Consider the following 19,782-nt stretch of genomic DNA (forward strand, 5'->3'; position numbering starts at 1 on the left):
GGGGGGGGGGGTGCGGGTTGGGTTTTGGGGGGGGGCGGGTGGGGTTGGTGGGGGGGGGGGGGGGAGGGGGGGGGGAGGGGGGAGGGGTGGCGGGGGGGGGGGTGGGGTGGCAACCCCACGGCCGCGGGGTGGTCAGTCGACGGGGTAGGGGAAGTCGGCGGTGACGCCGATCTGGTCGTACTGCATCCGGGTGGCGTCGAAGTCGTCCTCCCAGCTGCCGTTGGTGACCTCGTTGCAGTCGTACGACTGGTACGACTGGTCGGTGGTCCTGCCGACCTCCACGTTGCTGAACGCGAAGCCGCAGCCGCCGGCGTCCATGTGCACCCCTCGGGTGCCGCTGTCGGGCATCGCGCCGGCGGGGTCGGGGATGACGTCGCCGATGACCATCTGGTCGACGGTGTTCTGCACGGGGTGCGGCTCCTGGTTGTCCACCCCGTAGGTGTAGAACGCGCCCATGTCGCCGGAGTCGAGCCCCGCCTGGTCGATCCGGATGTACCGGAACGTGTTGTTGTCGGTGTACTGCTCGCCGTCCGTGACCTCCGGCCGCGACTCGAGGCTGATGCCGTAGCGGGCGGAGTGCTTGACGTGGACGTGCTCGACGGTGTTGTCGCCGGTGTCCATGAGCTCGATCCCCGCGGCGTCGCCCGGGACCAGCTCCCCGACGTGGTCGATGGAGAGGTTGCGGAACGTGTGCTGGTGGGTCAGGTCGCCCTCGCCGGGCCAGCCGCCCTCGACCTTGATGCCGTCCGCGCCGATGTTCTCCAGCAGGGAGTTCTCGACCGTCAGGTGGTCGTTGGCGAACAGGGCGTAGACGCCCATGAAACCGGTGTCGCGGATGTGCATGCCGGTGAGGGTGATGTTGCTGGTGTTCTCGAGGGTGACGGCGCCGAACCGGTTGCGGGGCATCTCGATCTGCCGGTCGTACTCGGGGTACTTGTGCGGCTCGCCCGAGTCGCCGGCGCTGATCCACCCGGCGCGGTACCAGTCGACGAAGTCGGAGTACTGCACGCCGAGGCCGTCGAACGTGATGTCGTGCGCCTTGTCCTCGGGGGAGTCCCCCTTGATGTCCACGAGCTTGGCCACGGTCGGCCGCATGATGGTGACGTCGTCGATGTCGCCCCGCGGCATGTAGTACAGCTCGCCGGCCTCCCGGTCCACGTAGTACTCGCCGGGCTGGTCCAGGAACGGCATCGCGTTCTGGATGTAGTAGCGCGACCCGCTGCGGCTGTTCACCAGGGCGTACCGCGACCAGTAGTCGAACGTCGCGAAGCCCTTGCGGTAGTCCGCGCCCCCGATCGGGATCGTGTCCGTGAACCAGCTCCAGGACCCGCCGGACCACACCGTGATCTGGGCGTCCTTGAGCGGGTTGCTGTCCGCGGTGTCGTCCCACGCCGGGTCCCAGTCGCCGTCCTTCCAGTAGAGCCAGGAACGGACGGCCTCCTTCTCGGGCTCACCGAGGACGGAGAACAGGTACGGGGCCTGCGTGTCCTCCGAGGTGCGGTTGGGGTAGCGCGCCAGCTCGGAGCGCTCGCCGTCCTCGAACAGCGTGTAGAACTGCTGCTCGGGGTCGAACGTCGTCTTGTAGATGCCGTCCTGGTAGGGCTCCCAGCCGGTGACGGGCTCGGCGCCGACGAGGTTGGCCTTGCCGGGGCCGTCGGCGGAGCGGTAGATCACCTGGTGGCCGTTGGTGCCGGAGTCCTTCTCGGTGAACTCGATCGTCTCGTCGACGGGGTAGTCGCCCTCGGCAAGGTTGACCACGATGTCGCACCTCATCTTGCGCTCGTGGTTGAGCCCGAGGTCCTGGATGTGCTGGCGGGCGTGGTCGACCGTGGCCCAGGGGTCGTTCGCCGTGCCCCGGGCGGAGTCGTCCCCGTCGGGGGAGACGTAGAACTGGGGGCACTTCTTGCCCTGCGTGCTCGCCGCGTAGGGGTCGAAGGCCGTGGCCCCGACCCCGACCGCGGCGACGGCGCTGATCGCGACGACCGCCGCCGTGCCGGTCCTGATCCATCGTCTGGACATCGGTGTCCTCTCCTCGTGAGTGGTGCGGGTGTGGCAGGTGGGTGGTCTCAGGCGGTCGGCCGGACGACGTAGGTGGCGCCGCGCCGCGTCCCGAACACGGCCAGGCCGTCCTCGGGGCGTTCGACGGCGACCGGTCCGCCCGGTCCGACGACGCGCACGGGCGCGTCGGTGCGCAGGCGGACCGTGCGGCCGAGCAGCGAGCGCACGCGGGCGTGGTCGAGGCGGCCGGAGGACCAGGTCATCGCGATCTCGAAGCCTCCGCGGGTGCGCAGGCCGCGCACGCGCCCCTCGGGCCAGGCCTCGGGGAGGCACGGCAGCAGCCAGACCTCCCCGGAGTGGGACTGCAGGAGCATCTCGTTGATCGCCGACGTGCCGCCGAAGTTGCCGTCGATCTGGAACGGCGGGTGCAGGTCGAACAGGTTGGGCGCCGTCCGGCCGGGGGAGAGCAGCTGCGTGAGGTGCGTGTAGGCGCCGTCGCGCTGCAGGAGCCGGGCGCGGATGTTCATCTTCCAGGCCAGGGACCAGCCGGCGGTCACCGCCGGCCCGCGCAGCTCCAGCGAGCGGTCGGCCGCGGCCGCGAGCTCGGGCGTCCGGCGAGGCGTGATCTGGTCGCTGGGGAACACTCCCCACAGGTGGGAGACGTGGCGGCTGGTCTCGGTGGCCGCGTCCTCCCAGTCGATCAGCCACTCCTGGAGCTGGCCGAGGTAGCCGACCTGGTTCGGGGGCAGCTTGTCGCGCGCGGCGAGGGCGGCCACGGCGGTCTCGCGGTCGAGGCCGAGCTCCCGCGACGCGTTGTCGAACGCCGTGAACAGGTCGCGCAGGATCTGGCAGTCCATCGTCGGCCCCGCGCAGAGGCTCACGCCCTCGTCGTCGTCCTCGTGGTGCTTGAGCTCGGGGGAGTGCGACGGGTTCGTGACCAGGTAGCCGGTCGCGTCGTCGACGACGAGCGTGTCCAGGAAGAACTCGACGGCGCCGCGCAGCACCGGGAAGTACTCGCGCAGGGTGTCGAGGTCGCCGGTGTACTCGTAGTGCTCCCAGAAGAGGAGCGAGAGCCACGCGCCGCCGGTGGGCCACACCCCGTAGAAGGCGTGGTCGACCGGGGCGGTCCCGCGCCACAGGTCGGTGTTGTGGTGGGCCACCCACCCCCGGGCGCCCCACATCTTCTGCGCCGTCCGCGCCCCCGACTCCGCGAGCTCCTCGATCATCGCGAACAGCGGCCGCCAGCACTCCGCGAGGTTCGCCGGGCCGGCGGGCCAGTAGTTCATCTCGCAGTTGATGTTGAGCGTGTACTTCGACTGCCAGGCGGGCAGCATCTCCGCGTTCCAGAGCCCCTGCAGGTTGGCGGGCTGGCCGGGCGTTCGCGAGCTCGAGATCAGCAGGTAGCGGCCGAACTGGTAGTACAGCGCGGCGAGCTGCGGGTCGCCGCCGGCGCGGAACGCCGCCACCCGCTCGTCGGTCGGCAGGTCCGCCGCCGACGACGCGCCGAGATCGAGGTCCACCCGCCCGAACAGCTCCCGGTGGTCGCGCACGTGCGCGCGGCGCAGGACACCGAAGCCCTTGACGCTCGCTCCCTCCAGGGGCGGCCCCGCCTGCTCGAAGGGGTCGCCGCCCACGTCGAGATAGCTGCGGTGGCTGGTGCCGATCGTGACGAGCAACGTGACGGCATCGGCACCCCGGACCCGCAGCGACGCCTCGTCGCACACCACGGACCCGCCCTCGGCGACGGCCCGTGCCAGGGCGACGAACCGCACCTCGCCCTCGAGCCCCTCGGCCTCGCCGGAGCGGCCCTCGAGGGCGAGCGTCCGGCCGTCGTGCGCCAGGGTGGTCGTCTCCTGGAGCGACGTGAACGCGGCGTCGACCGAGACGGCCCCCGGCGCGTCCGCGCGCAGCCGCACGACGATCGCCTGGGCGGCGTGGCTGGCGAACACCTCGCGCGTGTGCCGCACGCCGTCGGCGACGAACGTCGTGGTGGTCACCGCCGTGGTGAGGTCGAGCGAGCGGCGGTACTGCGCGACGTCGTCCGTCAGCCCGGGGAACGTGAGGTGCAGGTCGCCGACGGGCTGGTACTGCATCTGCTCCGTGGGGCGGCCCATGAAGCGTGCGTCGGCGAGCCGCTGGGCGTCGGCCCAGCGCTCCTCCGCGAGGAGGCGCCGGATCTCGGGCAGGGCCTCAGCGCCGCCGGGGTCGGCGTAGTCGTGCGGCCCGCCCGCCCAGACGGTGTCCTCGTTGAGCATGAGGGTCTCGGTGGCGACGCCGCCGAAGACCATGGCGCCGAGCCGGCCGTTCCCGACCGCGAGCGCCTCGAGCCACGCGGCCGCGGGACGCGGGTACCAGAGCTCCAGCGGGTCGGTCGCGGCGTCGTCCGGGCCTGCGTCCCCGGCGGCGGCCTCGGCCGTGCCGGCGCGGGAGCCGCCCGCCAGCACGACCGCGCCGGCCGCCGCGGCTCCGCTCGATCTCAGCAGGTCTCGTCGGGTGAACGAGGTCATCGCATCCACATCCCTCTCGTCGTCCGTCTCGTCGTCGAGGCCACGAAAGGTCGAACGGCTGCCCGTGCGGTCGGGCGTCGTCGCCTTCGGTACCGGAACTGCGGGGTGTCGCTGGAGTGCTCTCGCGGCCGGTGGAGGCCGGGCAGCCCTGCCCCGCCGTCCTCGCGTCCCGAGGTGCTCAGGGATGCGGTGCCGCGATGGATCGAATGTAGTACATCACATGTAGTACAAGTCAACAGGTCGAGAAGAGGCCCGGTCCTCCGGGCGGCGGCGTGACCGTCGCGGGGAGGGCCGGGCCTTCGTGGTCGGCGAGGCCTCGTCGGGCCGGGCTACTCCTGGGGGCGGCGCCGCGCCCAGGACGACGTGATGTGGTCGCGCATCGCGGCGTCCGCGCCGTCGCCGTCGCCGGCGGCGAGCGCCTCGAGGATCCGCGTGTGGCCCTCGTGCGTCGAGCGGACGTCGTCGACGCTCGGGGTGCCGCTGTACTGCGGGGAGTGCAGCGCCTTGCCCTGCACGCTGGAGACGATCGCGCGGCCGAAGGCGTCGTGGGAGGCGCGGTGGATCAGCTCGTGGAACTCGAGGTCGACCCGCGCGTACGCCGTGGGGTCGTCGATCAGGTCGGCGAGCTCGTCGAGCTTCGCCGCGAGGGCGGAGCGCTGCTCGGCGTCGAGCAGGCCGGCCGCGCGCCGTGCCATCGCGCACTCCAGGGTGGTGCGGATCTCGATGAGGTTGTCGAGGTAGACGAGCCGGTCCTCGCGCTGGAAGAGCGCGTCGAGGACGAGCGGGTCGAGCAGGCTCCACTGGTCCTGGTCGAGCACGATCGTGCCCCAGCCCTGCCGTGATGCGACGAGGCCCTTCTCCACCAGGGCCGTGGTGGCCTCGCGGATCACCGTGCGGCTGACCTCGTACTGCTCGCAGAGGGCGCCCGCCGGGGGGAGCGCGCTGCCCGGGGGGTACTCGCCGACGACGATCGCCGTGACGAGGCTCTTCACCACCGCTGCGGCGAGCGGCGGGCGGTGTCGCTGGGGGCGGGGCACCGCTCCGGCGGTCGAGGGCGTCGTTGTCATGTCGTCCGGGCTCCGTTCTGCGTCGCGGCCTGCGCTGACGGCCACCCCGAGCGTAGCGGAGGCTTGCGTACTCATCACTCGTATCATAAGTTATGACTCAGCCGACAGGCTCGACGAGGCGCTGGCACCCAGCCGCTGCACCTCCCACGACCCGGCCTCGAGACGCGCGCCGACGGCGGCGCGTGCGGAGTAGGAGCAGCGGATGCGCATCACGGGATACCGGACCCTCACCACCGTCCACCGATGGGGGCGCCCGGTGGGCGACGTCAACGGCGTCGTCGCGGACGGGGTGACCGAGGTGCCGGTCGTGCTCCTCGAGACGGACGCCGGCGTCACCGGCGTCGGCCTCGGGGCGAGCGGCAACCTCGACCTGGTCTTCGGCGCCCTCGACGGCCAGGACCCGCGTGCGGTGACCGCGCTCTACGACCGCATGCTCGCGTTCGTCTTCAAGTCCGGGCACGCGGGCAGCACGTTCGGCACGATCGGCGCCTTCGACATGGCGCTGTGGGACCTCAAGGCGAAGCTCGCCGACGAGCCGCTGTGGCGCACCCTCGGCGCGGCCGACCGGTTCGTGCCCGCGTACGCGTCCGGGCTGGAGTACGCGCTGCCCGACGACGCGCTCGTCGAGCTCTACGAGCCCTGGGCCGAGCGCGGCTTCACCGGTGCCAAGGTCAAGGGCGGCCTCGACGTCGACCGCGACGTCAAGCGGCTCGCCATCGTCCGCGACGTCCTGCGCGAGAACACCGACCACCCCGACCTCATGTACGACGTCAACGAGGCCTGGGGGCGCCACCAGGCCGTCCGGTTCGCGCGCCGCGTCGAGGACCAGGTCGACCTCATGTGGATCGAGGAGCCGGTGCGCCGGTGGGACGTCGCCGGGCACCGGGCCGTCGCCTCGGAGCTGCGCGCCGCGGTCGCGACCGGGGAGAACCTCACCGGCCTCGAGCAGTACGGGCCCCTGCTCGACCGCGACGCCGTGGGCGTCGTGCAGGCGGGCAGCGTCTGGGGCATCACCCACTTCCTGCGGGTCGCCGTGCTGGCGCTCGGCCGGGACCTGCCCGTGAGCCCCGTCGGCTACAACGCCAACCCGGTCGCCCACGCGTCCGCCGCGGTGCCCAACCACCTCGTCACGGAGGTGCAGGACCTGACCTGGCCGGTCGGGCTGCACGTGGACCAGGAGATCCAGGACGGCGGCATCGTGCTGGGCGACGCGCCCGGCCTCGGCATCGAGGTGGACGAGGAGCTCATCGCCACCAACCGCGAGTCCGGCACGTGGGCCGTCCCGTCGGGCCCGCACGTGCGGCCCGCGGACGCCGGCCTGCGACTCGCGCGCCGGCGCGCGGGCGAGCAGCGATGAGCCCGAGCCCCCGGGCGGCCGGCGCGCGTCCCCGTGCCGTCCTGGCCTTCGACCCGCCCGAGCTCGTCGAGCGGATCTTCGGGACCGACGGCCTCGAGCGCCTGGGCGCGGTCGTCGACCTCGACCCGGAGATCGTCGTCGAGGTCGGCTCGGAGGCCGCTCGCGCCCGGCTCGCCGGGGCCGAGCTGCTGGTCGCCGGCTGGGGCGCTTCGCCCGTTCCCGCGGACCTCGTGCCGCGGCTGCGGGCGGTCGCCTACGCGGGCGGCGTCGCGCGCACGTGCCTCGCGGACCCGGCCGTGCTCGCGGCGCGCGGGGTGGCGGCGTCGAACGCCCGGGCCGCCAACGCCGTGCCGGTCGCCGAGTACGCGCTGGCGATGATCCTGCTCGCGAACAAGAAGGCGCACGCCGCCGAGCGGGCCTACCGCGAGCGACGCGCGGCGCCGGACGCCGAGCGCCTCCTCACCGGCGCGGGCAACTACCGCCGCACGGTGGGGATCGTCGGCGCGTCGTCGGTCGGCCGCCGCGTGGTCGAGCTGCTGCGGCCGTTCGACCTCGACGTGCTGCTGTACAGCCCGGAGCTGTCGCCCGGCCCGGTGCCGGGCCTGCCCGGGGCACGGGCGACGGGCCTCGACGAGGTCGCGGCGCGCAGCGACGTCCTGTCGCTGCACCAGCCGCTCACCCCCGGGACGGCGGGGCAGATCGACGCACGGGTCCTCGGCCTGATGCCCGACGGCGCCACCCTCGTCAACACCGCCCGGGGCGGCGTGGTCGACGGCGCGGCGCTGCTCGCCGAGCTGCGCACCGGCCGGATCGACGCGGTGCTCGACGTCACGGACCCCGAGCCGCCGGCGGCGGACAGCGAGCTGTGGAGCCTGCCGAACGTGGTGCTCACGCCGCACCTCGCGGGCTCCACGGGCACGGAGCTGCGCCGGATCGGCGACTCCGTCGCGGCGGAGGTCGAGCGGTTCGCCCGCGGGCTGCCGTTCGCGCACCCGGAGGAGCTGGTGGCGTCGTGACGACCGAGGTGCGCGAGGATGCCACCCGCAGCAACGAGGCAGGAGGACGCATGGCGGCAGGACAGGCCGGCCCCGACGTCGCGGCGCTCGCGCGCTGGATGCGCACGTGGGTAGGCGACGAGGGGCAGATCCGGGGCTTCCACAACCACAGCGTGTGGGGCACCAACCCGGCGACGTTCGTCGACTTCACCAGCGGCCACCAGGCGTTCTCCGCCCCGGCCACCGCGGCGTTCGGCGAGGTGCTCGGGCGGTACCCCGACGACCGCGGGCTCGACCTGTGGCGGCGGATGATGCTCTTCCAGGCGCGGGCCGTGCAGGACGACGGGCAGTTCCGCCACATCGGGTTCCAGGTGGGCGAGTCGGCCACGGCGGGCCTGATCCACAACATGGTGGGCTGCCTCGGACTGCTGGAGGGGCTGCGGCACGCCGGGCACCTGCTGCCCGCCGACGAGCGCGCCGAGGTGCTCGCGGCCGTACGGCGCGACCTCGACGCGTGCCGCGTCTACGGCGGCGGCCGGCCGACCCCCGACGGCACGGTGAACCAGGAGTACGCCCGGGTCTGGGCCAAGCTGCGGTACGAGGAGCTGAGCGGCGACGACGTCTACGCCGCCGAGCTCGAGGACGACCTCGACGCCCTGGTGCGCCTCAGCCACGTGCGCGGGGTGCCCGACGGCGCGTCGGTGGGCGTCTTCCGCCAGCCGACCGACCGCGAGGGCGGCGGCATCCTCGAGCCCGCCGAGTACTACGGGCTCATGGTGGTGCCGCTCGTGCTGGGCGCGCGCCGGTTCGGCCGCCCGGACCTCCTGGAGGAGGCCGTCGCGATCTGCCGGCACGTCGCGCGCTCCGCGTGGACCGACGACGCGGGCTGCACCCGCTTCCACCGCTACTGGTACGTGCGGGGCGACACGCACCTGCTCTCGACCACGCCGATGCTGGTCGCGGGGATGGGGCTGAGCCTGTACGGCATCGAGGAGGTGCTCGCCGACCTCGACGTGCCCGAGCTGGGCGAGTTCCGCGACGCGTGCCTGCGCACCTACGCCCGCTACCAGTCGCCCGCCGGCCCGTTCGTGTCGGCCACGGGCTGGCACCACGAGGCCGACGTCGCGCCGAGCACCGCCTGGCACGCGCACGACCTGCTCTTCCTCGCCCGCCACGCGCTGGCCCGGGGCGACGTGGACGCGTCGTTCTGGGACGCGGTGTTCGCGGACCCCGACCGGCAGGCGGTGATCCTGTCGGACCGGGCGTTCTGGGCCGAGGACGGCGTGCACTGGTGCATCCTCAGCCCGTACACGGCCGGGGACCTCAGCATCTTCGGCCGCAAGGACCGCGACACGTTCGCGCGGTCGTTCTTCGCCTGGACGGACAAGGAACCGCTGCCGGCGGAGCTGGAGTACCCCGACGCGCCGGCGTTCTTCGTCGCGGACGAGGGGATCTTCCGGATCGACGACTCGGACCGGCCGACGGACGTGACCGTCGTCGGCCCCGTCCCCTTCCGAGGCCGGCTCGGCTAGGGACTGGTGGCCCGCCACCTCTCACATGTAGCATGTATGACAAGTGGTCCTCGTCCTCGAGGACGACGCACCCACCCAGGGAGACAACGATGTCAGCAAGGTTTCGGCGCGGGGCGATCGGCGCCTCCGCGCTCGGGCTCGTACCCGTCCTCGCCCTCACGGCCTGCAGCTCCGACGACGGCGGCGGTAGCTCGGGCGGCGGCGACCAGGTGCGGATGCTCGTGAACATCACCGACAACCTCACGCAGGCGAAGTGGGACGAACTCGTGGCCCCCTTCGAGGAGGAGACGGGGATCGACGTCAAGATCGAGGGGCCGAGCGGCCAGTCGGTCGCCGAGACGTTCCCGACGCAGCTCGCCGCCGGCACGGCGCCCGACGTCATCCAGTCGGTCTTCCCCACCGAGGACACGGCGCCCGAGATCCTCGACCTGTCGGAGTACGACTGGGCGCAGGGCACCCCGATGGCCGACCTGTACTCCACGGACGGGGCCATCAACGTGGTGGGCGTGGGCATGCAGGCCCAGTCGCTCCTGTACTACAACAAGGACCTCTTCGAGAAGGCCGGCATCACGGAGCCCCCCGCCACCTGGGAGGACATGGACGCCGCCCTCAAGGCCCTGCAGGACGAGGGCGTGAAGAAGCCGATCGGGTTCGCCTCCGAGTGGGCCACCGGCGTCCAGGTGCAGGAGATCTGGCACCCGCAGCAGAACCTCACCACCCCCGGGTGGCAGCAGACCGTGGCCGGCGGGTCGGCGACCCTCGGCGACCAGTTCCAGCCGGTGTTCGAGCACGTGGCGGACTGGATCGACGCCGGCTACACGACGGCCGACGACGTGGCCACGGACAGCGGCACGCAGGAGGCGAACTTCATCGCGGGCGACGTCGGGATCTACCCGATGGGCTCCTGGTTCACCACGACGCTCGCCGGCTCGCCGCCCGAGTTCGAGGTCGGGATCTTCGCGCCGCCGGTCGACGACGCCGCCGACCAGCCCGCGCCGATGGGCGCCACGATGGCGTTCCCGTACATGGTCTGGAACGGGACGCAGGCCAAGGACGCCGCCACGCAGCTCGTCGAGTACCTCGTGACCGACGAGGACGCCATCGCCACCCAGGCGGAGATGGACAACTTCAACCGCGAGGGCCTGGACACCAGCGCGAACGAGTACGCGGGGCAGGTCCAGGAGCTCATCGACGCCGCGCCGTCGTTCGTGGTGCCCGGCAACCAGACGGTGGGCGACTTCGCCCTGCCGGTCGCCGGGTTCAACGAGAAGTTCACCGAGGTCGCGCAGGGGCTGTGGCAGGGCACGTCGCCCGCCGACGCCGCCGCCCAGCTCACGGCCTGGTACGACGCGGAGGCAGCGGGCTGACATGGCTCGAGCGAGGACGGCACGCGTGCTGGGGAGAAGGGGCGCGCTGGGCCGGGGCCTGATGACGGTCCCGGCGGCGCTGGTCTACATCGGACTCATGGTGGTGCCCGTCGGGTACGCCGTCTACTACTCGTTCACCGAGTACAACGGCATCCCGACCCAGGCGCCCGAGTGGGTCGGGCTGAAGAACTACACGCGGATCTTCACCGACCCGACGGGCGACATGCACTCGTCGCTGTGGGTTACCGGGGTCATCGCGGTCGTCGGGGCGTTCGGCGTCAACGTGATCGCGCTCGGTCTGGCGCTGCTGCTGCGGCGGACCACGCCCTTCACCGCGTTCGCGCGCGCCGTGATGTTCTACCCGCACGTGCTGTCGGCCCTCATCGTGGGCTTCCTGTGGCAGGCGATCCTGGGCCCGCAGGGCGCGGTGAACAACGTGCTCACCGGGTCGGGCCGGTCGGCCCTGCCGTTCCTGTCCGACCCGGACTGGGCGCTCGCGACGATGATCGCGGTCATCGTGTGGGCCCAGCTCGGCGTCCAGCTCGTGCTGTACCTGGCCGGCCTGCAGGCCGTGCCGGCGGACCTCCAGGAGGCGGCGACGCTCGACGGCGCCGGCCGCGTGCAGGTGTTCCAGCACGTCACGTGGCCGGCGCTCGCCCCCACCGTGACGGTGACGATCGTGACGTCGGTGCTGTCGCTGCTCAAGGTCTACGAGGTCGTGCTCGGCCTGACCAACGGCGGGCCCGGCGACGCGACGCAGACCTGGGCCTACGAGATCCTCGCGGTCTCCTTCGCCAACAACAAGGTGGGCCTGGCGTGCGCCCAGGCGGTCCTGCTGATCGTCGTCGCCGGGATCCTGTCGTTCACGATCATCGCGCTGCGCAGGCGCGCCGAAGAGGGAGCGGAGGCGCTGTCATGAGCCTGTCGGGCAGCCGGACGGCGCGGTCGCGCGCGACCGTGCGCACCATCGCGATCGCGGTGCTGTCGGTCGCGATGCTCGTGCCGCTGTACATCGTCGTCGTCAACGCGTTCAAGCCGCAGCAGGAGATCCTGCTGTCCCCGCTCGGGTTCGACCCGGCCACGGCCACGACCCAGTTCCTGCAGGACGCATGGTCCAACCCGAACTTCCCGGTCGTCGCCGGCTACGCGGTGACGCTGTTCCTCGTCGTCGCGTGCAACGTCGTCGCGATCGGGGTCTCCGTCCCCACCGCGTACGTGATCGCCCGCACCCCGACGATCCTGTTCCGGGTGCTGCTGATGTTCTTCGTGGCGGGCATGTTCATCCCGGCGCAGATCATCCTGGTGCCCGCGATCTTCGTGCTCAAGGCGCTGCACCTCATGGGGACGCTGCCCGGCCTGGTGCTCTTCATGTCGTCGACCATGATCCCGTTCACCCTGTTCATCTTCACCGGGTACATCCGCATGCTGCCGCGCTCGCTCGACGAGGCGGCGGCGATCGACGGCGCGAGCCAGCAGCGCGTGCTGTGGCGGATCGTGTTCCCGCTCATGAAGCCGATCGTCGCGACGGCGTTCATCCTCAACGCGCTCAGCGCGTGGAACGACTTCGTCAGCCCGCAGCTCATCCTCGGGCCCGGGTCGTCGTTCCGGACCATCACCACCGGTGTGTACGCGGCCGTGTCCTCGTACACCACCAACTACGAGATCGTGTTCCCCACCCTGCTGCTGGCTGTGGTGCCGATCCTGCTCATCTTCGTCCTCATGCAACGGCACGTCATGAGCGGCCTGTCCGCCGGCGCGGTCAAGGGATGACCCGCGCACCTCACCTGTCCAGGAGAACCCGCATGACCCTCGACTTCACCGACCCGACGCAGGTCGCCCGCGCGATCCAGTACACGAACGTCAACCCCGACCTCACGCGCGACGGCGTGACGAAGCACCTGGAGACGTGCGCCGCCTACGGCTTCGACGCCGCGATGATCGCGCCGTACTGGGTGCCGCTGGCGAAGGACGTGCTCGCGGGGACCGGCGTCAAGGTCGCGTCCACGCTCAACTTCCCCATGGCCAACGACACCCCTGAGATGCGGCTCGCGGCCCTGCGCGCCCTCGTCACGACCGGGGTGGACGAGTTCGACTTCCCGCCGCACCCGGGCCTGCTGCTCGGCGGCGACGAGGACCTCTACGCCCGCGACATCGAGGACGTGGTCCGGCTCGCGCACGCCGAGGGCGTGGCCGTGAAGGTGATGCTCGAGTTCGGCTTCCTGCCCACCGACGACCTCAAGGCCCGCGCCACGCGGATCGCGTACGAGGCCGGGGTCGACTGGGTGAAGCAGTCGTCGGGCTGGGGCAAGGGCGGCCTGGAGGCCACCGAGCACGACGTGCGCCTGCTCGCCGCGAACATCGAGCCGCCCTGCCGGGTCAAGGTGTCCGGCAAGGTCAACTCGCTGGAGAAGATGCAGCGCCTGTTCGAGGCGGGGGCCGAGCTGGTCGGCACCAGCTCGGGGCCCGCGATCGTCGACGGTCTCGTCGGCGACCCCGACGCCTACTGACGTCCCCGGCGCACGGCACGACACGGAGGAGAGCGATGAGGCTCACGGTGGTGGGGAGCTATGCGAAGGCTCTCGTGATGACGGTCGACCGGCTGCCCGAGGCGGGGGAGACCCTGCTGGGGCGGGAGTACCGCGAGACGTACGGCGGCAAGGGCTCCGACATGGCCGTCCAGGCCGCTCGCCTCGGTGCCGAGGTCGCGTACGTCGGAGCGGTGGGCGACGACGCGCACGGCGCGGAGTTCCGCGCCCTGATGGCGGCCGAGGGGGTCGACGACTCGCGCGTGACGGTCGACCCGACGGCGCCGACGGGGGTCGGGTTCATCGTCAAGGACACGGCCGGGCGCAACCTCATCGTCGTCGACAAGGGCGCCAACGACCGGCTGCTGCCCGACGTGCTGGACGCGTCCGCCGACGCGCTGCGCGGGGCGGACGTCGTCCTCGCCCAGCTCGAGATCCCGCTCGGCTCGGCGCTGCACGCGCTGGGCGTCGCGCGGGACGCCGGCGTGGCGACGGTGCTCAACCCGGCGCCCGCCGTCGACCTGCGCGGCGTGGACCTCTCGGCGGTGGACGTCCTGACGCCGAACGAGCACGAGGCCAGGGTCGCGCTGGGCCTGCCGCCCGGTGACCCCACGCCGGTCGAGGAGCTCGCCCGGCGGCTGCTCGCCCTCGGGCCGCGCGCCGTCGTCGTCACGCGCGGGGAGGACGGGGCGCTCGTGGCCGATGCGGAGGGCGTGACGGCGGTGCCGACCGCGGCGGTCGACGTCGTCGACTCCAACGGCGCGGGCGACAGCTTCAACGCGGCGCTCGCCGTCGCGCTCGGGGAGGGGCGCGACCTGCGCACGGGTGCCGCCTTCGCCGGCGTCGTGGCGGCGCTGTGCTGCGAGCACTGGGAGACGGTGCCGTCCTACCGGACGCGCGCCGAGGTCGAGGGGTTCCTCGCCACCACGAGAGCCACGACGAAGGAGACGGCATGAGAAGCGGACGGATCCTGCACCCCGGGCTCGCCGGGGCGCTCGCGACGCTGGGGCACACCGACGTCGTGCTGGTCACCGACGCCGGGTTCCCCATCCCGAAGGACGCGCACCGCGTCGACCTCGCGCTGACGCGCGGGCACCTCGACGTGCGGACGATCCTGCGGGTGCTGCGGGAGGAGGTCTTCGTCGAGGAGGTGCACCTCGCCACCGAGGTGAAGACGCACCACCCGCGCCTGTACGGCGACGTGCAGGACCTCTTCACCGGCTCGGGCGCCACGTTCCACGGCACGACCCACGAGCACCTCGTCGAGCACTGGGCGCCGCGCGCCAAGGTCGTGGTCCGGTCCGGGTCGTTCGAGCCGTGGGCCAACTTCGCGCTCGTCGCGTCGACCGCGCCGTTCGAGTGGTTCGCCGACGACGACGTGACGATCCTGCCGGAGTACGTCGAGCGGCGGCGGCTGATCGCCGAGGGCGTGCGACCCGAGCTCGGGTAGCACGCACGCCCCCGGCGACCGGCCGGGCTCCGGTCGGGTGACCGTCAGGCGTCGTCGAGCGCCGCCAGCCAGTCGGCCCAGAACGCCTTCCACAGCTCGGCCTCGGCCGCGGAGCCGAGCCGCTCGTGGGTCACGGTGAGCCGCAGCCGGGAGCCGATCGGGTCCAGCGAGAACATCGCGACGCCGTGCTCGCCGTCGCCGTCGGACACGCCGAACCGCGGGCTCTTCACGCCCGGCCGGGACCGGGGTGCGAGCGTGAGGCCGGGTACCAGGTCGGCGCGGCCGGTCTCGTCGTCGAGCAGCGCCCGCAGCGCGTCGCGGTCGACGTCGGTCCGCCGCGAGCGGCTGACCGAGAACGTGCCGTCGGTCCGCTGGCCCGGTACGCGCAGGCCCGTGATGCGCTCGTAGCCGACGGTGACGGACTGCGCCCACCAGCCGGACACGCCGTGCACGTCGACGAGCCAGGCGGCGACGGCGGTGTGCCCGGCGCCGCGGCCGGGCCCGGCGTCCACGAGCGCGACCCACTCGTCCCACCCGCGGCCCGTGCTCTCGCGGATCGTGTCGTCGGAGAGGTCGGGCTCCGAGACCCAGGCGCGGGTCCCGGCGGCGGAGGGCGGGGCGGCCTGGGCGAGGAGGGTGCGGCGCGCGGCGCCGTACTTCTCGCCGGTGGTGGCCATGCGCGCACGGACGCGCTTCTTGAACGACTCCTGCGTGGTCATGAGGACTCCTGCGTGCTCGCTCGGTGCGCCACCCGCGGCTCGCGCCCGCCGGCAGGCACCGGTGAACACGGTGTCCTGACCGCGTCGAGCACTCGAGGTCCCCTCTGCCCCCACCGCTCGCGCGGTCCCGGCGGCGCGAGCGCCGGTCCGGGGGTCGGGCGGGACGCGCCGCCCTGCCGACCAGCATAGGGGCCGCCGCCGCCCGCCGCCCGGGGCGGCGTCAGGCGGCGGGGGAGACCAGCGCGCGCAGCTCGTCGTGGGGCAGGTTCGCGCCGAACGCCGGGGTGCCGGGCTGGAGGCGCGCGCCGGCGGCCAACGGCCCGGCGACGACCGCGTCGAAGCCGAGGCGGTCGACGAGTCCGGCGACCTGCCGCACGTCGTCGGCGTCGTCCCCGGCCACGGCGATCGCCCGGCGCCCCGGCGCCCCGGCGGGCCGCGCCCCGGCGTCCAGGTCGTGGTAGCCCATGTGGTTGAACGCCTTCACGACCCGTGACGCGGGGAGGAAGTCCTGCACGAGCTCGCTCGTCGAGGTGGCCGGGTCGCTGAGGTCGGCCCGGTGCCCGTCCACCTCCCACCAGTAGTTCATGGCGTCGACGACGAGCGTGCCGGCCAGGGCGTCCACGGGCACGGTGCGGTAGCGGCCGAGCGGCAGGGCGAGGACGACGACGTCGGACTTCGCGGCGGCCTCCTGGGCCGTGACGGCCTGCGCCCCCGGGGCGAGCACCTCCACCGTCAGCGCGATCCTCGCCGGGTCGCCCGAGCCCGCGACGAGCACGTGGTACCCGGCGTCCACGGCCAGCCGCGCCAGGACCGTCCCGACCTTGCCCGCGCCGAGGATGCCGATCGTGGCGGGCGCGCCGGGCGCCGGCGACGGGGCGGTCACGCGGCGTCACCGTCCTCGGTGGTGGGCTCGGTGGCGTCCTGCGTCGCGGCGTGCTCGGCCACGAGCTCGCGGACCCGCGGGACCACCTGCGTGCCGTACAGCTCCACGTTGCGCAGCCGGGCCTCGGCGGGCTGCGCGCCGGTGGTGTAGATCATGTCGAAGCGGCCGACGCCGAGCTCGGTGACGGCGGTCGCGATCTTGCGGGCCACGGTCTCCGGCGACCCGATGTACAGCGAGCCGTGCGCCACCTCGGCGTCGTACTCCTCGCGGCGGATCGGCGGCCACCCGCGGGAGGCGCCGATGCGGTCGCGCTGGAGGCGGTAGTGGGGCCAGAAGATCTCGACGGCCTCCTCGTCGGTGTCGGCGACGAACCCGGGGGAGTGCATGCCGACCGGGTGCGCCGTCGTGCCGAGCTGGGCGGTCGCGCGCCGGTACAGGTCGACGTACGGTGCGAACCGGCCCGGCTCGCCCCCGATGATCGCGAGCATCAGCGGCAGGCCGTAGTGCGCCGCGCGGACCACGGACTGCGGCGAGCCGCCCACGCCGACCCAGGTCGACAGGTGGCCGGACTCCGTCTTGGGGAAGACGTCGGCGTCGCGCAGCGCAGGCCGGGTGGTGCCGGACCAGGTCACCGGCTCCTCCTTGAGGAGCTCGGTGAAGAGGTGGATCTTCTCCTCGAAGAGCAGGTCGTAGTCCGCCAGGTCGTAGCCGAAGAGCGGGAACGACTCGGTGAACGAGCCACGCCCGAGGATGACCTCCGCCCGACCGTCCGAGAGGGCGTCGAGGGTGGCGAAGCGCTGGAAGACGCGGACCGGGTCGTCGGAGGACAGCACCGTCACGCCCGACGCGAGGCGGATGCGCTCGGTGCGCGACGCGATCGCCGCGAGCACGGTCTCCGGCGTCGAGATCGCGTACTCGGGCCGGTGGTGCTCGCCGAGGGCGACGACGTCGACGCCCACCTGGTCGGCGAGCACGGCCTCCTCGACGACCTGGCGGATCGCGGCGGCGTGCGAGACGAGCTCGCCGTCGGCGCCGACGGGGCGGTCGCCGAACGAGTCGAGCCCGAGCTGGAGCGTGGTCATGGTGCCCTCCTGTGGCGGTGTCGGTCGCCGGGGGTAACGTCGGAATTGACGTGTCAATTCCCAGTGTCGATCCACCACGGCGGAGGCAGGCATGACCCAGGACCGGGACGGCGCGCGGCGCTCGCCGACGCTCGACCAGCTGCGCACCTGGCGCGAGTTCGTCGAGACCACGGACGCGCTGCGCTCGCGCCTGTCCGCGCGGCTCCAGGCCGAGTCGGGGCTCTCCTCGCCGGACTACGCCGTGCTGCTCGCCCTGCACGACGCCGACGGCCACTGCCTGCGGTCGTCGGCGCTCGCGGACGCCGTCGGCTGGGAGCGCAGCCGCCTGTCGCACCAGGTGGGGCGCATGGAACGGCGCGGCCTGGTCGCCCGGCAGGGGAGCCGGGCGGCCGGCGTCGCGCTCACCGACGAGGGGGCCGCGACGTTCCGCCGGGCGTCCGTCGCGCACCTGCGGGCCGTGCGGCACCTGTTCGTCGACGCGCTGACCGACGACCAGCTCGCCGCCGCCGGCGAGATCGCCGCCGCGCTGCGGGCCGCGCTGGACCGTCCGGGCGGCTGAACCGGCCGGTCGGCCGGGCGCGCGGCCGTCGGTGGCCCGTGCCACGCTCGTCGCATGTCCACCTCTCCCGGGCGCGCCCCGGTGACCCCGCTCGTCGACCTGCACGGCAGGTCCGCGTGGAGCGTGCTCCCGCCGCTCATCCTCGGCTTCTTCATGATCATGGTCGACACGACGATCGTGAACATCGCGATCCCGACCCTGACCGAGCAGTTCTCCGCCTCCCTCATCGAGGTGGGCTGGGTCAACAGCGCCTATCTGCTGTCGTACGCGGTGCTGATGCTCCTCGCCGGGCGGCTCGGCGACCGGTACGGGCAGAAGTCGGTGTTCATCGCCGGGCTGATCGTGTTCACGACCTTCTCGTTCCTGTGCGGGTTCTCCGGCAACATCGGCTCGGAGCCCGAGATCGGCTGGCTCATCGGCTTCCGCGTGGTCCAGGGCGTCGGCGCGGCGATGATGACGCCGCAGACCATGTCGATGATCACCCGCGTCTTCCCGCCCACCCAGCGCGGCGCGGCGATGGGCCTGTGGGGCGCGACCGCCGGCGTCGCGACGCTCGTCGGCCCGCTGCTCGGCGGCGTCTTCGTGGAGACGATCGGCTGGGAGTGGATCTTCTACGTCAACATCCCGGTGGGCGTCGCGGCGCTGTGGTTCTCGGTCGCGCGGCTGCCACACCTCCCGTCGCACGGCACCACGATGGACCCGCTGGGCGTGGTGCTGTCCGTGCTGGGCCTCGCGGCCGTCGTCTTCGGCCTCCAGGAGGGCGAGAACTTCGACTGGGGCCACATCTGGGGGCCGTTCTCCGTGTGGACGCTGGTGGGTCTCGGCGTCCTCGTGCTCGCGGTCTTCGTCTGGTGGCAGCACCGCCTGGGGGCGCGCGCGCTGCTGCCGCTGCGCCTGTTCCGGTCCCGGAACTTCTCCCTCGCCAACGTGGACGGCATGGTCGTCACGTTCGCGATGATCGGCATCTTCTTCCCGCTGACGATCTTCCTGCAGTCGATCCTGGGCCTGACGCCGATCAACGCGGCGCTCGTGATGATGCCCGGCTCGCTCGTGTCCGGCGTCGTCGCGCCGTTCGCGGGCCGGCTGTCCGACCGGGTGCCGGCCAAGTGGGTGGTCGCGGCCGGGTTCGCGGCCATCGCGGGCGCGGTGCTGTGGCTCGCCGCGGTGCTCGACCCGGACCTGTCGCCGTACGCGCTGCTGTGGCCCATGGCGCTGTTCGGCGTCGGCACCGGGCTCACGTTCTCCCCGCTGTCCAACCTGGCCACGTCGGGGCTCGACGCGCGCACGGCCGGCGCCGGCGCGGGCGCGTTCAACACCAACCGGCAGGTGGGCGGGGTCATCGGCTCCGCCGTCGTGGTCGCGACTCTCTCGGCGCGCCTCGGCGTCACCGTCCCCGCGGCCGCGCAGGACGTCGCCGCGCAGCTGCCCGAGCAGTACCGGCAGGCGTTCGTCGACGGCATCTCGCAGGCGAGCGGCAGCCTCGGCACGACGGCGGTCGGGTCCGTGCAGCTGCCGGACTCGGTGCCCGCCTCGGTCGCCGAGCAGGTCGGGGCGGCGGCCCAGCAGGCGTTCTTCGCCGGCTTCGCCGACGCGGCGGCGCAGACGCTGCTGCTGGTGGGCGTGGTGCTCGTCGTCGGGGTGCTCTGCGCGGCGGCGATGTCGCCCGTGCAGCACCGCGAGCCCGTCGCCGCGACGCGCTGACCGGCGGCCACGGGTCCCTCGCACGACGACGGCGCCGCCC

17 protein-coding genes are annotated in these 19,782 nt (G+C 73.0%); 11 read left to right on the forward strand and 6 right to left on the reverse strand.

Annotation, left to right across the window (positions count from 1 at the left end; genetic code table 11):
* Window positions 1-132: 132 nt before the first annotated feature.
* The 3 genes from ACFVS0_RS17855 to ACFVS0_RS17865 form a co-directional block, all read right to left on the reverse strand.
* Window positions 133-2,019, reverse strand: coding sequence for a right-handed parallel beta-helix repeat-containing protein (locus tag ACFVS0_RS17855; protein WP_430588706.1), 1,887 nt, complete (start codon window positions 2,017-2,019; stop codon window positions 133-135).
* Between the two features lie 47 nt (window positions 2,020-2,066).
* On the reverse strand, window positions 2,067-4,505 hold the full coding sequence (locus ACFVS0_RS17860; protein ID WP_430588707.1) for a glycoside hydrolase N-terminal domain-containing protein: 2,439 nt from the start codon (window positions 4,503-4,505) through the stop codon (window positions 2,067-2,069).
* Between the two features lie 329 nt (window positions 4,506-4,834).
* Entirely contained in the window at window positions 4,835-5,572 is a 738-nt protein-coding gene (locus ACFVS0_RS17865; protein WP_430563762.1) for a FadR/GntR family transcriptional regulator, read from the reverse strand.
* Window positions 5,573-5,774: 202 nt separating this feature from the next.
* Between ACFVS0_RS17865 and ACFVS0_RS17870 the strand changes: the two genes are divergently transcribed.
* From ACFVS0_RS17870 to rbsD, 9 genes are all read left to right on the forward strand, one after another.
* Window positions 5,775-6,929, forward strand: coding sequence for a mandelate racemase/muconate lactonizing enzyme family protein (locus tag ACFVS0_RS17870; RefSeq protein WP_430550235.1), 1,155 nt, complete (start codon window positions 5,775-5,777; stop codon window positions 6,927-6,929).
* Entirely contained in the window at window positions 6,926-7,945 is a 1,020-nt protein-coding gene (locus ACFVS0_RS17875) for a hydroxyacid dehydrogenase (protein ID WP_430588708.1), read from the forward strand. The genes ACFVS0_RS17870 and ACFVS0_RS17875 overlap by 4 nt, the downstream gene beginning before the upstream one ends.
* A 50-nt stretch (window positions 7,946-7,995) precedes the next feature.
* The gene (locus tag ACFVS0_RS17880) at window positions 7,996-9,456 is read left to right on the forward strand and encodes a hypothetical protein (protein ID WP_430588709.1); all 1,461 of its coding nucleotides are present in this window, start codon (window positions 7,996-7,998) and stop codon (window positions 9,454-9,456) included.
* Between the two features lie 89 nt (window positions 9,457-9,545).
* Window positions 9,546-10,823, forward strand: a complete 1,278-nt coding sequence (locus ACFVS0_RS17885) for an ABC transporter substrate-binding protein (RefSeq protein ID WP_430588710.1) — start codon at window positions 9,546-9,548, stop codon at window positions 10,821-10,823.
* 25 nt (window positions 10,824-10,848) lie between these two features.
* Window positions 10,849-11,742, forward strand: a complete 894-nt coding sequence (locus ACFVS0_RS17890; RefSeq protein WP_430588711.1) for a carbohydrate ABC transporter permease — start codon at window positions 10,849-10,851, stop codon at window positions 11,740-11,742.
* Complete coding sequence (locus ACFVS0_RS17895) at window positions 11,739-12,593, forward strand: carbohydrate ABC transporter permease (RefSeq protein ID WP_430550230.1); 855 nt, start codon at window positions 11,739-11,741, stop codon at window positions 12,591-12,593. The genes ACFVS0_RS17890 and ACFVS0_RS17895 overlap by 4 nt, the downstream gene beginning before the upstream one ends.
* 32 nt (window positions 12,594-12,625) lie before the next feature.
* Entirely contained in the window at window positions 12,626-13,330 is a 705-nt protein-coding gene (gene deoC, locus ACFVS0_RS17900; RefSeq protein ID WP_430550229.1) for a deoxyribose-phosphate aldolase, read from the forward strand.
* 35 nt (window positions 13,331-13,365) lie between these two features.
* Window positions 13,366-14,304, forward strand: a complete 939-nt coding sequence (locus tag ACFVS0_RS17905) for a ribokinase (RefSeq protein ID WP_430550228.1) — start codon at window positions 13,366-13,368, stop codon at window positions 14,302-14,304.
* Window positions 14,301-14,798 (forward strand): D-ribose pyranase, encoded by a 498-nt coding sequence (gene rbsD, locus ACFVS0_RS17910; protein WP_430550227.1) that lies wholly within the window; start codon window positions 14,301-14,303, stop codon window positions 14,796-14,798. Before ACFVS0_RS17905 ends, rbsD begins: the two co-directional genes overlap by 4 nt.
* Before the next feature lie 44 nt (window positions 14,799-14,842).
* Here the strand turns inward: rbsD and ACFVS0_RS17915 are convergent, their stop codons facing one another.
* From ACFVS0_RS17915 to ACFVS0_RS17925, 3 genes are all read right to left on the reverse strand, one after another.
* Complete coding sequence (locus ACFVS0_RS17915) at window positions 14,843-15,517, reverse strand: DUF4287 domain-containing protein (RefSeq protein WP_430588712.1); 675 nt, start codon at window positions 15,515-15,517, stop codon at window positions 14,843-14,845.
* Window positions 15,518-15,737: 220 nt separating this feature from the next.
* A complete protein-coding gene (locus ACFVS0_RS17920; protein ID WP_430588713.1) occupies window positions 15,738-16,400 on the reverse strand; it encodes an NADPH-dependent F420 reductase in 663 nt (220 codons plus the stop codon).
* Entirely contained in the window at window positions 16,397-17,482 is a 1,086-nt protein-coding gene (locus tag ACFVS0_RS17925) for an LLM class flavin-dependent oxidoreductase (protein WP_430588714.1), read from the reverse strand. Before ACFVS0_RS17925 ends, ACFVS0_RS17920 begins: the two co-directional genes overlap by 4 nt.
* 91 nt (window positions 17,483-17,573) lie before the next feature.
* On the opposite strand from ACFVS0_RS17925, the gene ACFVS0_RS17930 reads away from it, so the two are divergent.
* Window positions 17,574-18,041: a MarR family winged helix-turn-helix transcriptional regulator gene (locus ACFVS0_RS17930; protein ID WP_430563771.1), complete on the forward strand. Its 468-nt coding sequence runs from the start codon at window positions 17,574-17,576 to the stop codon at window positions 18,039-18,041.
* Window positions 18,042-18,095: 54 nt separating this feature from the next.
* Window positions 18,096-19,742 carry a DHA2 family efflux MFS transporter permease subunit gene (locus ACFVS0_RS17935; protein ID WP_430550222.1) on the forward strand — a complete coding sequence of 549 codons (1,647 nt, stop codon included), beginning with the start codon at window positions 18,096-18,098 and terminating at the stop codon, window positions 19,740-19,742.
* Window positions 19,743-19,782: the final 40 nt, after the last annotated feature.

Source organism: Isoptericola sp. NPDC058082, from assembly GCF_042885055.1.
Classification (GTDB): Bacteria; Actinomycetota; Actinomycetes; order Actinomycetales; family Cellulomonadaceae; genus Isoptericola.

Bases quoted from the DNA above. Each gene is read 5' to 3' on its own strand.
- ACFVS0_RS17905 (WP_430550228.1), top strand. From the start codon at position 13,366: ATGAGGCTCACGGTGGTGGGGAGCTATGCGAAGGCTCTCGTGATGACG.
- rbsD (WP_430550227.1), top strand. From the start codon at position 14,301: ATGAGAAGCGGACGGATCCTGCACCCCGGGCTCGCCGGGGCGCTCGCG.
- ACFVS0_RS17860 (WP_430588707.1), bottom strand. From the start codon at position 4,505: ATGACCTCGTTCACCCGACGAGACCTGCTGAGATCGAGCGGAGCCGCG.
- ACFVS0_RS17880 (WP_430588709.1), top strand. From the start codon at position 7,996: ATGGCGGCAGGACAGGCCGGCCCCGACGTCGCGGCGCTCGCGCGCTGG.
- ACFVS0_RS17885 (WP_430588710.1), top strand. From the start codon at position 9,546: ATGTCAGCAAGGTTTCGGCGCGGGGCGATCGGCGCCTCCGCGCTCGGG.
- ACFVS0_RS17935 (WP_430550222.1), top strand. From the start codon at position 18,096: ATGTCCACCTCTCCCGGGCGCGCCCCGGTGACCCCGCTCGTCGACCTG.
- ACFVS0_RS17865 (WP_430563762.1), bottom strand. From the start codon at position 5,572: ATGACAACGACGCCCTCGACCGCCGGAGCGGTGCCCCGCCCCCAGCGA.
- ACFVS0_RS17925 (WP_430588714.1), bottom strand. From the start codon at position 17,482: ATGACCACGCTCCAGCTCGGGCTCGACTCGTTCGGCGACCGCCCCGTC.
- ACFVS0_RS17915 (WP_430588712.1), bottom strand. From the start codon at position 15,517: ATGACCACGCAGGAGTCGTTCAAGAAGCGCGTCCGTGCGCGCATGGCC.
- ACFVS0_RS17895 (WP_430550230.1), top strand. From the start codon at position 11,739: ATGAGCCTGTCGGGCAGCCGGACGGCGCGGTCGCGCGCGACCGTGCGC.
- ACFVS0_RS17875 (WP_430588708.1), top strand. From the start codon at position 6,926: ATGAGCCCGAGCCCCCGGGCGGCCGGCGCGCGTCCCCGTGCCGTCCTG.
- ACFVS0_RS17855 (WP_430588706.1), bottom strand. From the start codon at position 2,019: ATGTCCAGACGATGGATCAGGACCGGCACGGCGGCGGTCGTCGCGATC.
- deoC (WP_430550229.1), top strand. From the start codon at position 12,626: ATGACCCTCGACTTCACCGACCCGACGCAGGTCGCCCGCGCGATCCAG.
- ACFVS0_RS17870 (WP_430550235.1), top strand. From the start codon at position 5,775: ATGCGCATCACGGGATACCGGACCCTCACCACCGTCCACCGATGGGGG.
- ACFVS0_RS17930 (WP_430563771.1), top strand. From the start codon at position 17,574: ATGACCCAGGACCGGGACGGCGCGCGGCGCTCGCCGACGCTCGACCAG.